Origin of the sequence: Actinoplanes sp. NPDC000266 (genome assembly GCF_042899005.1) — a bacterium.
Taxonomy (GTDB): domain Bacteria; phylum Actinomycetota; class Actinomycetes; order Mycobacteriales; family Micromonosporaceae; genus Actinoplanes.
Window position 1 is genome coordinate 537368 of record NZ_JBIAZI010000005.1, and the last position, 10917, is coordinate 548284.

The following is a 10917-nucleotide window of genomic DNA, read 5'->3' on the forward strand; positions in this document are numbered from 1 at the left end:
TCGCAGCGGACTGATAAATACTGGGTGTCATGGCCGTTCAGACCCAGCCCAAGCAGGCCGAGGCGAAACTGCTCGTCGTCGAGGACGACGCGAACATCCTCGAGCTGCTTTCCGCCAGCCTTCGATTCGCCGGCTTCGACGTGAGCACCGCGACGAGCGGCAGCGCGGCGGTCAGCGCGGCGAAAAACTCCACCCCCGACCTCGTCGTCCTCGACGTGATGCTGCCCGACCTCGACGGTTTCGAGGTCATCCGGCTCATGCGCGAGGGCGGCCAGCGCACCCCCGTGGTCTTCCTGACCGCCCGGGACGGCACGGACGACAAGATCCGCGGCCTCACCCTGGGCGGCGACGACTACGTCACCAAGCCGTTCAGCCTCGAGGAGCTCACCGCCCGCATCCGGGCGGTGCTGCGCCGCACGACGCAGGGCGACGAGGAGCCGTCGCGCCTGGTCTTCGCCGACCTCGAGCTCGACGAGGAGACCCACGAGGTCTACCGCGCCGGTCAGCGCGTGCAGCTCTCGCCGACCGAGTTCAAGCTCCTGCGCTACCTCATGCTCAACGCCAACCGGGTGCTCTCCAAGGCGCAGATCCTCGACCACGTCTGGAAATACGACTTCCGCGGTGACGACAACATCGTCGAGTCGTACATCTCGTACCTGCGCCGCAAGGTCGACAACGTGCAGCCGCGGCTGATCCACACCCTTCGCGGCGTCGGTTACGTGCTGCGCAAACCCGCCGTCTGAGCCGCGCCGTGACCCTCACCGAGCGGGTACGCACCACGCTCCCCGCGCAGGGCAGCCTGCGCTCCGTCCCGCTGCGGGTCAAGCTGGTGGCCTCCGTGCTGACCCTGGTCTTCGCGGCGCTGGTCGCGATAAGCGCCGCGAGCACCTACGCGCTGCACAACTACCTGCTCAAGCGGGTCGACTCGTCGATCAGCGTCTACGCGGCCACGATCTCCCGGCTGCGCTACGCCACGAAGATCCCGGTGCCGGCCGACTTCTTCGTCTCGCTGAGCTCGGTCAGCGGGGTGCGCGATCCCGACGGCGTCGCCAAAGGCGACGACAGCCTGACCGAGGCCGACTATCCGCCCCTGGTCAAGGGGCTCGACGACATCAACGCGGTGCTCGGTCAGCCGTACACGGTCAAGTCGGCCAACGGCAAGGTCGAGTGGCGTGTGCTGGTCATCGTCGACCAGAGCGGCGCGGTCCTCCAGGTCGCCGAGAAGCTCTCGGTGATCAAACAGGCGGTCAGCCAGCTGCTCTGGGTCGACCTGCTGGTCGGTGTGGGCGTGCTGATCGCGCTCGCCTCGGTCGGGGCCGCCCTGGTCCGGCAGAGCCTGATCCCGCTTCATCAGATCGAGCGCACCGCGGCCGCGATCGGCGCCGGCGACCTCACCCAGCGCGTGCCCGACCCCGAGGGCCACGGCGGGCCACCCACGACCGAGCTGGGCCGGCTCTCCCGGGCCCTCAACGCCATGCTGGCGCAGATCGAGGCGGCCTTCACCGCCCGCGCCGAGTCGGAGGCGGCGGCCCGCGCGGCCGAGTCGGTCGCGAAGGACGCGGCCGAGGCGGCCCAGCATTCCGAGTCGCGGGCCGTGCGCTCCGAGGGCAAGATGCGGCAGTTCGTGGCCGACGCCTCACACGAGCTGCGGACGCCGCTGACCACCATCCGCGGCTTCGCCGAGCTCTACCGCCAGGGCGCGGTCACCAACCCGGAGGATGTGGCCAAGCTGGTGCGGCGCATCGAGGACGAGGCGGCCCGGATGGGCCTGCTCGTCGAAGATCTGCTGCTGCTGGCCCGACTCGACCGGGAGCGGCCGCTCAACCTGGCCCCGGTCGAGCTGCCGGTGCTGGCGCTCGACGCGGTCGAGGCCGCGCAGGCCACCGCGCCCGAGCGCACGATCGAGCTCGAGGTCCGCGACAGCGCCGAGAGCCTGGTCGTCAACGGCGACGACGCCCGCCTGCGCCAGGTGATCGGCAACCTGATGACCAACGCCCTGGTGCACACGCCGCCGGAGGCGACGGTGACCCTGCGGGTGTACGCCGAGGCGGGCGGCCGGGCGGCGTTCGAGGTGTCGGACACCGGGCCGGGGCTGACCGAGAACCAGAAAGCGCATATCTTCGAACGGTTCTACCGGGTGGACGAGGCACGCACGCGCAACACCCAGCGGGCGGCCACCGGCACCGGTCTGGGGCTGGCCATCGTGGCGGCGATCGTCAGGTCACACCAAGGAACCGTCGAGGTGATCTCGGAATCGGGGCAGGGGGCCACCTTCAAGGTGACTTTGCCTACGCTAAATCCGGATAAAGCCTTCACAGAAAACATCCAGGGCTAACACAGGTCGGTACGAGCGCGACGGGGCAAGGTTGTGGGCATGAACGAGAACGAGACCGACCCGCGAGCCGCGGACGCCTCCTCTGAGAGCAGCAGCCCGGAGCGGGGACAGTCTGAGGAGCCGACGGCCGCGCAGCCCGTCGTTCCCCCGGCCGCGCCGCAGACCCCCCAGTGGGGCCCGCCGGCCGCTGCCCCGCAGTCCGGCGTTCCTCAGTCCGGCGCGCCTCAGGCCGCTGCCCCGCAGTCCGGCATTCCGCAGTCCGGTGTTCCGCAGTCCGGGCCGCCCCAGTGGCAGCAGTCCCCGTGGCAGCAGCACCCCGGTTACCAGCAGCCGGGTCACCAACACCCCGGCTACCAGCCTTACGGCCAGCCTCAGCAGCCGCAGCAGCCCCACTCGCCCTACGCGCAGCAGTCGGCCTACGCCGGCACGCCGGGCGCCTGGGCCCCCGCCGGCGGCACCACGCAGACGCAGCCCCAGATCGGCGCCGCCGAGGGCCAGGCCTGGAGCGAGGGCCAGACCTGGGCGTCGGACGGACAGCCGGCCTGGGCGGCGCCCGTCGACCAGCAGCAGCGGCCGCGCAACACGCGGGGCCGCAAGATCCTGATCGCCGGCGCGGCGGCCGTGCTGATCGCGCTCGGCGCCGGTGGCGTCGGCGCCGCGACCGCGCTGGCGTTCGACGACGACGACTCGGCGCCCGCGGTGCAGACCGCCAACTCGTCCACCACCCGGGTGGTCGACCGCTCGTCGCTGGCCACGATCGCCTCCGCGGTGCAGGACAGCGTCGTCTCGATCACCACCGACAGCGGTGAGGGCTCGGGCGTCGTGCTGTCCAAGGACGGCTACATCGTCACCAACAACCACGTGGTCGCCACCGCGCAGGGCAGCAACGTCACGGTGATCTTCGCCGACGGCAAGAAGGCGTCGGCCACGATCGTCGGCACCGACGAGCGCACCGACCTGGCCGTGGTCAAGGTGTCCGGCCTGTCCGACCTCAAGGCCGCCACCTTCGGCGCCAGCGCCAAGACCCAGGTCGGCGACACCGTGCTGGCCATCGGCAGCCCGCTCGGCCTCGAGGGCTCGGTCACGGCCGGCATCATCAGCGCCAAGGACCGCACCATCCAGTCCAGCAGCGAGGAAGACCAGCAGCAGAGCCCGTTCGGCGGCCAGAGCCAGCAGCAGTCGGGCTCCAGCACGACGATGTCCGGCCTGCTGCAGACCGACGCGCCGATCAACCCGGGCAACTCGGGCGGCGCTCTGGTCAACGTCAACGGCGAGGTCATCGGCATCAACTCGGCGATCGCCACCCAGGGCAGCAGCAGCGGCAACATCGGCCTCGGCTTCGCCATCCCGAGCGACAAGGCCAAGCAGGTCGCCGAGGACCTGATGGCCGGCAAGAAGGTCAGCCACCCGGCGCTCGGTGTGAGCGTGGCCGACGCCGAGAACGGCGGCGCCCTGGTCAGCCAGGTCACCGCGGGCAGCGCGGCGGCCAAGGCCGGCCTTCAGCAGGGCGACGTCATCACCTCGGCCGACGGCAAGAGCATCGGCGACTCGGACGACCTGGTGGGCGCGGTTCAGGGCGGCTCGGTCGGTCAGCAGATGACGCTGGAATACACGCGGGACGGCGCCAAGAAGACGGTCACCGTCACCTTGGCCGAGTCCAAGTAACGACCAGAAGTTCCCTCCCCGCTACGGCGGGCGGTGCGGCAAGGGGGTTGCCGCGCCGCCCGCCGTACGTTTGTCCGGCGTCATTCTCCGATTCCGGGGAAAACGCCTCAATTCGACCCGCGCCTCTCGCCTTCGGCCGCCCGGACGGCCTAATCTGCCATTCGCCATCGCCCATGCGGCGACACCGAGGCAGTGAGAGGCGCGCCCTTCCGTGACGTCGTACGTCGAAAGCCGGACAAATGTCTGGGAGGCCGTGGCCGGGCGCGCTCCGGGCGAGTCCGGCGATCCGGGTCTCTGGGGCGCCGTCGTCGACCGCCTCAACCCGTCCCGGGCCCGGCCGGTGCTCCGCGCCGGCATCGAGGCCGTGCAGCTCGCCGACGCCCGCGGCGGCGAATATCTCCTGCTGCGCTCGCCCGACGACGGCACCCGCGCCGGATATCTACGCCTCACCGCCGAGGAGTGGCAGCTCGCCCTGCTGATGGACGGCGAGAACACCGTCACCCGGCTGGTCGCCGAGTTCGCGCGGATCGCCGGGCGGCTCGCCCCCGACCAGGTCCGCCGGGTCGTGGCCGACCTGGCCTCCCACCGCATGCTCGACGAGCTGCCGATGGACGCGTTCCGCCCGCTCGAGGAGATCGGCCGGCGGCCGCTGCCCTCGCCCGCCGCCACCGGGCCCCGCCTGCTCACCTTCGACGCCGACGGCCTGTTCCTCACCCTCTACCGGGCCGGCGGCCGCTTCCTGTTCGGCAAGGGCGCCGGCATCGCCGTCGGTGTGCTCTCGGTGCTCGGCGTGGCCCTGTTCGCCGTCACCTGGGCCCGCGGCAGCCGGTCGCTGTTCCTGGCCGGTGACTCCTACCTGCTCGGCGCGCTCGTGCTCCTGCTGCTGGGCCCCGTCGTGGCCGGCGTGCGCGAGCTCGGGCGGGCCATGGCGGTCAAGGCCACGGGGCGTGAGGTCCCGGCGGCCGGCCTGCTGGTGTCGTACGGCCTGCCCTCGCTCTTCGTCGAAACCAGCGACGTGTGGATGGCCGGGCGCCGCGCCCGGCTGCTCGTGGCCGCCACCGGCCCGGCCGGTCTGCTGCTGCTGGCCGGCGTGGCCCAGCTCGCCGGACTGGCCGTGCCACCGCTGGCCGGCCTCACCTTCAAGCTCGCCTTTCTCTGCTATCTGAGCCTGTTCTTCCAGCTCAGCCCGCTGCTGCGGCGTGACGGACAGCAGCTGCTGACCGACTGGACCGAGATTCCGCAGCTGCGTGACCGGGCGCTGGCCTGGCTGGGTGGCCGGCTGCGCGGGCGGTCGCCGGCCTGGAAGACGCTCGACCGCGAGGGGCGCCTGATCGCGCTGTACGGCTACCTCGCCGTGGCCTGGATCGCGCTGGCGCTCGTCCTGGCGTACCGGCTCTGGATCGACCGCCTCTCGAGCGCGGCCACCGGGCTGTGGCACTCCGGGCCGCTCGGCGCCCTGCTGCTCCTGCTGATCATGGCTGGAGTGGCCGGCCCGGTCGTCTTCTTCGTGGCCGGCAAGGCCGCCCACCGGCTGGCCGGCTCCCGGCTGCGCCGCGCCGAGAACGATCGCGAGGCCGACAGCCCGCGCCGGCTCGCCGCGCTGCGCGCCTCCGAGCTCGGTGGGCTGCCCGAGCCGGCGCTCCAGGGCCTGGCCGCCCGGGCCCGCTGGGTGCATCCGCCGAAAGGGCGCCAGGTCGTGCTCTCCGGCGGCTCCCAACAGGCCGTGTTCGTGGTCGTCGAGGGCGCCCTGGAGGCGCGCCGGCCCGGCGACCCGCCCGGCACGATCCGCCACCATGTCGGCCCCGGCGCGGTCGTCGGCCTGGTCAACGCGCTGACCGGCCGGTCGACCCAGCTCGACTGGCACACCGCCGGCACCACGCTGCTCTCGGTGCCCACCGCGACCGTGGCCACAGTGGTCGGACCGCTGCCCGGCCCGCCGCCGCAGGACCGGGCCGAGGCCGAGGCGCTGTTCGCCGACACCCCGGCGCTGGCCGGCCTCGCCGTCGACCAGCGGCTCGCCCTGATCGCCTCGGCCCACCCGGTCGACCTCGACCCCGGGGCGCCGGTCATCCTGCCCGGGCCGACCCACGCGGTGGTCGTCGAGTCCGGCGTCATCGCCCTGCCCGACGGCATCGAGCTGCGCCGCGGCACGCTGGTCGGCCCGGTCGGCGAGGGCAGCCCCGGCATGGTGGCCCAGTCGCGCACGCCGGTGCGGCTCTGGGTGCTGCCGGACGCCTCCGACCTGCCGCCGCTGGTCGGCGCCACCCACCGGCCCGGCTCGGAGATGCCCGTCGTCACGGTGAGAGGCTTCCTGAGCTCCGGGACACGGGGCGCCTATCCGCCCCTCGCGGTGCCGCCCGGCCCGCCCGAGGAGGAGGCCGACCCCGGGGCCGACCAGCGTTTCGAGCGCGGGCTGCGGTGGGCCGCCGTGGTGGTGCTGACCGGAGCCCTGTTCTTCGCCGGGCTCAACTTCAAGGCCGGCCCGGCATGGGCCGAGATGCCCTCCGACCAGCTGCTGCTGACCGTCGGCGCCGGGGGAGTGACGGCCACCTTCGACGGCGAGCAGCAGACCCTCGCGGCCGGCGCGTCCCGCCACATCGACCAGGGCGAGACCCTCGACGTCCCGGCCGGCTCGTCGGCCGAGCTGATCTTCCCGGGTGGAGCGTCCACGCTGATCTGCGGCGGCAGCAAGGTCGGCATCGGCGGCCTGCACGTGGAGAGCGGCCGGCACCGCGCGCCGGTGGCCATGCTCTCGCTCCAGAGCGGCCGGCTGCTCGCCGGCACCGGCAGCACGAGCGGCGCCTTCCGGCCGCTCGCCCTCACCGTCGACCGCAGCGAGGGCCGGGTCACCAACGACGGCGCCGCCTGGTTCGCGGTCGAGCCGGCCGCGGTCATCGTCTCCTCGGGCAAGGTCGCCGCCGGCGGTACGGCCTCGGCCGCGACCGGCGCCCAGCTCGCCTGCAAGGACGGCGCGCCCGTGGCGCCGCCGGAGGAGAGCGCCCCGGCCACCGAGGAGTCGGAGGAGTCCACCCCGGCCGAGGATCCGTCGACCGCTCCGAGCACCCCGCCGTCGGTGAGCGCTACTGTAGTCACACCGTCACAGACCGATGATCCCGTCGAGACCACCGATCCCGAGGCCCCCACCGACCCGACGGAGACGACGGCCACCACCCGTCCGACGACGACCGCGCCGCCCACCACGACGTCACCGACCGTCCGGCCCACGACGCCCCGGCCGCCGACCACTCCGCCGACGACTCCGAGGACGACGCCGCCCACCACCCCGCCGACGACTCCCGCGACGACGCCGCCCACCACGCCGGACGTGCCCGAGACGACGCAGAGCACCGGGGAGGGCGGAGCCGGCGGCTGAGCGCGGAGTCCCCACACAGGAGGCTTGATGCTCTGCTGGTTCTGTGCCGAGCCCGCCCGCGCCACCTGCCGCTTCTGCGGCCGCGGCGTCTGCGCGGACCACGCCCGGTTCGGGCCGTACATCCTTCAGGTGAACCGCTCCGAGAGCCGGCGCCGGGCCGAGGCGCTCGTCGTCGACGACGCGGTGCAGTGCGGCTCGTGCCGCCCCCGTCCCGCCGCGGTGGCGATGCCGGAGCTGGACTGATGGCCCTATGGTGCAGTGATGGCTAAGTTCGGCGGCGACGACCTGGGCCCGTGGTCCGAGTTCGGCACGGTGGCCGGCATGGTCACGACCCAGAGCGGTCAGGACCTGTCAGTGCCGGAACCGGTCTCCGGCCTGGGCGACAACCCCGACCTCGACGGCCTTCCGGCGGTCGCGGGCTTCGGCGACGCGCCGTTGTCCCTCACCTCGCTGACCGAGGAGATCGTGTCGGTGAGCGAAGCCGTACGGGAACAGACGCCTCCCGAGGACTACGACAACCAGGTCGACGCGGACGGCGACGGCACGCTCGACGAGGCGACCTACCGCGGTCGCGCCGACGGCGGCGTCGACATCCTGGTCGACCTCAACGACGACGGGCACACCGACTTCATCGGCGTCGACCTCGACCTCGACAACCGCGTCGACTTCGCCGGCTACGACAAGGACCACGACGGCGACTTCGAGAAACGGATGTACGACGACGACGGCGACGGTTTCCTCGACCGCTCCGTCTGGACCGAGGGCAGCTGACGTACGGCCGGACGGTTCCGGCCGTTCAGCGGAACTGCGTTTCCCGGCCGCTCCTCGTTGGACAGGGCACCATCAGCGGGCTCCGTTCTCGAGGAAAGGCAGACAGGGTGAAGAAGAGGTTCTTCGTGGCGGCGGCGGCCGCGGCGTCAATGCTGGGTTTCGCGGTGGCCACGCCGGCCCAGGCGGCCGAGGCGCCGGTGTACTTCAGCCGGATCTACTACGACTCGCCGGGCTCGGACACCCGCAGCAACGCGAGCCTGAACGCCGAATGGTTCCGGCTGACCAACAGCACCAAGAAGACGATCCAGCTGAAGAACTTCACCGTCCGCGACGCGGCCAACCACGTGTACAAGTTCGGCGCCTACGCCCTGGCCCCCGGCAAGTCGGTGGTCGTGCACACCGGCAAGGGAACGGCCGGAAAGCCGTCCGCGGTGGACCGCTACTGGGGTTCGGGCAACTACATCTGGAACAACACGGGCGACACCGCGACCCTGCGCAACCCGGCCGGAAAGACCATCAACACCTGCAAGTTCGGCAAGGGCGTAGCCACCAACTGCTGACCCCGGCCACGGTCCCGCGCCGCGCCCTCAGCGGCGCGGGCCCACCGGCGGCCCGGCGATCTCCGCGGCATGGGAGCCCGTCGAGGTGGCGCCGGCCACCGCCTCACCGTCACCCGCCAGCAGGCTCAGCGGCCAGGCCGGGGTTCCACCCCGTCCGTCGTAGGGATGCCAGTCCCGAGGGCTGTCGAAACGCCAGGCCCGCCCGGCCGCGTCGGCCACGTCGTCACCCGGCTCGAGGAAGGCGTACGGGCGGAAGACCAGCCGGATGTTGAGCGGGATGCCGTCGTCGGGGTCGAATCCGTATCCCTGGTCCAGGATCTCGGGATCCTCGGCCACGCCGTGGAGCAGTACGACGATCTCGCGGCGAGGGCGCGGCAGCCAGCCCGTTTCGAGTGGCGGATCGAAATGCTGCACCTCGATCACGTGCACAAGGGTGGGCGAGATGCCGACCCGGCACTGCGCGCCGGCGTCAAGCCGGCCGGCGTCGGGCTCGGTCATATCTCCAGCATGTCGCCAGGGCGGAATTCGATGTTCGTCACGGGAACAGGATGCCGGGTGGGGGAAAATGACCGTGTTATGCCGAGAGCGGATTCGCCGACAGGGGAATCGCTGGGAGACCGGGCGTTCCTGCGTAAAGCTTTAAGGCGTCGAACGGCCGGTCGAGTGACGGGCCCCCAGACGGATGCGAGAGGGTGTTGTCATGAGTGTTGACGAGTTGATTATGCGGGCCGGCGGCGCATCCTTCGACGACCAGGTGTTCGAGCGGCTCCTGCGCGAGCGGATCATCTTCCTCGGCAGCGAGGTCAACGACGAGGTGACCAACCGGATCTGCGCCCAGCTGCTGCTGCTCGCCTCCGCCGACAGCGAGAAGGACATCGCGCTCTACATCAACTCGCCGGGCGGTTCGATCTCCGCCGGCATGGCGGTGTACGACACGATGCAGTACATCAAGAACGACGTGGCGACGATCGCGATGGGCATGGCGGCCTCGATGGGCCAGTTCCTGCTCTGCGCGGGGACGCCCGGCAAGCGGTACGCGCTGCCGCACGCGCGGATCATGATGCACCAGCTCTCCGGCGGCATCGGCGGCACCGCGGCCGACATCGCCATCCAGGCCGAGAGCATGCTGCACATCAAGCAGACGATGAACGAGCGCATCGCCTTCCACACCGGTCACACCCCGGAGGAGATCGAGCGCGACTCCGACCGTGACCGCTGGTTCACGGCCGACCAGGCCAAGGAGTACGGCCTGATCGACCACGTGATCAGCCGCGCCAACCAGGTGAACCCGAGCGGCGCGCCGATTTCCTGACCTGCGTAAACACGGGCACGCGGCCGGTGGCCGCGTGCCCGTTGTGTGTTTTCTGAGCGTTCGGGGTACAGCGATGTCATCCCCCGAATCGCTCAAGGAGGTGCTGACGTGAGGATCCCGACGTTCTCCCGCCAGACCGAGACCGATACCACGGAGACTCCCGCCCAGCCGGCCGCTACCTCCCCTGTACGGCCGCGGCGTGACCCCGACACGACCGCCGATCTCCCGGCGGCGCCCACGAAGACGGAGCGCAAGCTCGGTCCCCCGCCGCCCCCGCCCTCGGTGGGCCGCCCCACCGGCAGCGCCGTCGTCGACCGGACGCCCCCGCGCCGCGCCGACCGCGACGAGCCGCCGACGCTGGAGCAGAAGCCGGTGGACCAGACGCCGGTGGACCAGAAGCCGGTGGAGCAGCAGCCCGTCCCGGCCGGGCCCAAGCCGCGGGCCAGCCTGCTGGCCACCCTCGGCCTGATCCTCGGTGTGGCCTCGGTGTTCCTGGTGCTCTCGGGCCCCCTGCTGGGCTACGGCATCGGCGTCGCCGCTCTGGCCCTGATCCTGTCGCTCAGCGGCATCCACGCCACCGGCAAGCGGCACGTCGCCGGCAAGTCGGACGCCCTGCTCGGCATGATCTTCTCGCTCGGCGCGATCGTGCTCGGCATCCTGGCCCTGACCGGTTCGCTCAACTGGCTGGGCACCGACATGCAGCCCGTGAACAATCTTCGCGAGTGGCTTGACGCACAGTTTGTCGACCGTTTCTGACGGGTAAGTAACTGTTGCGGCCGACAACGAAGCCGGGCGCACCCCTCGGAACCGGGACGGGTCACCACCCTTCCCGCCCCGAAAAACCCGGCGGTTCGCCGGCACTCATTCACCCTCCGCGGGCGGCCTGGTTCAGGCCGCCCGC

10 protein-coding genes are annotated in these 10917 nt (G+C 71.7%); 9 read left to right on the forward strand and 1 reads right to left on the reverse strand.

What is annotated here, in order from left to right:
- The first annotated feature begins 29 nt into the window (after positions 1-29).
- The 7 genes from ACFY36_RS23185 (at position 30) to ACFY36_RS23215 (ending at position 8704) form a co-directional block, all read left to right on the forward strand.
- Positions 30-743: a response regulator transcription factor gene (locus tag ACFY36_RS23185; RefSeq protein ID WP_360242911.1), complete on the forward strand. Its 714-nt coding sequence runs from the start codon at positions 30-32 to the stop codon at positions 741-743.
- Positions 744-751: 8 nt separating this feature from the next.
- Positions 752-2335, forward strand: coding sequence for a sensor histidine kinase (locus tag ACFY36_RS23190; protein WP_499748029.1), 1584 nt, complete (start codon positions 752-754; stop codon positions 2333-2335).
- A 39-nt stretch (positions 2336-2374) separates the two neighbouring features.
- Positions 2375-4000, forward strand: a complete 1626-nt coding sequence (locus ACFY36_RS23195) for a S1C family serine protease (protein WP_499748030.1) — start codon at positions 2375-2377, stop codon at positions 3998-4000.
- A gap of 211 nt (positions 4001-4211) precedes the next feature.
- Positions 4212-7373: a cyclic nucleotide-binding protein gene (locus ACFY36_RS23200; RefSeq protein ID WP_499748031.1), complete on the forward strand. Its 3162-nt coding sequence runs from the start codon at positions 4212-4214 to the stop codon at positions 7371-7373.
- Between the two features lie 27 nt (positions 7374-7400).
- On the forward strand, positions 7401-7616 hold the full coding sequence (locus tag ACFY36_RS23205) for a hypothetical protein (protein WP_499748032.1): 216 nt from the start codon (positions 7401-7403) through the stop codon (positions 7614-7616).
- Positions 7617-7634: 18 nt separating this feature from the next.
- Entirely contained in the window at positions 7635-8144 is a 510-nt protein-coding gene (locus tag ACFY36_RS23210; RefSeq protein ID WP_499748033.1) for a hypothetical protein, read from the forward strand.
- Between the two features lie 107 nt (positions 8145-8251).
- Positions 8252-8704, forward strand: coding sequence for a lamin tail domain-containing protein (locus ACFY36_RS23215; protein WP_499748034.1), 453 nt, complete (start codon positions 8252-8254; stop codon positions 8702-8704).
- Positions 8705-8731: 27 nt separating this feature from the next.
- On the opposite strand, the gene ACFY36_RS23220 is transcribed toward ACFY36_RS23215, so the two are convergent.
- Positions 8732-9202 carry a hypothetical protein gene (locus ACFY36_RS23220; RefSeq protein ID WP_499748035.1) on the reverse strand — a complete coding sequence of 157 codons (471 nt, stop codon included), beginning with the start codon at positions 9200-9202 and terminating at the stop codon, positions 8732-8734.
- Positions 9203-9404: 202 nt separating this feature from the next.
- Between ACFY36_RS23220 and ACFY36_RS23225 the strand changes: the two genes are divergently transcribed.
- Both ACFY36_RS23225 and ACFY36_RS23230 read left to right on the forward strand, forming a co-directional pair.
- Positions 9405-10016: an ATP-dependent Clp protease proteolytic subunit gene (locus ACFY36_RS23225; protein WP_498655298.1), complete on the forward strand. Its 612-nt coding sequence runs from the start codon at positions 9405-9407 to the stop codon at positions 10014-10016.
- Between the two features lie 108 nt (positions 10017-10124).
- Positions 10125-10772, forward strand: a complete 648-nt coding sequence (locus ACFY36_RS23230) for a hypothetical protein (RefSeq protein ID WP_499748036.1) — start codon at positions 10125-10127, stop codon at positions 10770-10772.
- Positions 10773-10917 lie beyond the last annotated feature (145 nt).

Bases quoted from the DNA above. Each gene is read 5' to 3' on its own strand.
- ACFY36_RS23185 (WP_360242911.1), top strand. From the start codon at position 30: ATGGCCGTTCAGACCCAGCCCAAGCAGGCCGAGGCGAAACTGCTCGTC.
- ACFY36_RS23195 (WP_499748030.1), top strand. From the start codon at position 2,375: ATGAACGAGAACGAGACCGACCCGCGAGCCGCGGACGCCTCCTCTGAG.
- ACFY36_RS23205 (WP_499748032.1), top strand. From the start codon at position 7,401: ATGCTCTGCTGGTTCTGTGCCGAGCCCGCCCGCGCCACCTGCCGCTTC.
- ACFY36_RS23210 (WP_499748033.1), top strand. From the start codon at position 7,635: ATGGCTAAGTTCGGCGGCGACGACCTGGGCCCGTGGTCCGAGTTCGGC.
- ACFY36_RS23220 (WP_499748035.1), bottom strand. From the start codon at position 9,202: ATGACCGAGCCCGACGCCGGCCGGCTTGACGCCGGCGCGCAGTGCCGG.
- ACFY36_RS23225 (WP_498655298.1), top strand. From the start codon at position 9,405: ATGAGTGTTGACGAGTTGATTATGCGGGCCGGCGGCGCATCCTTCGAC.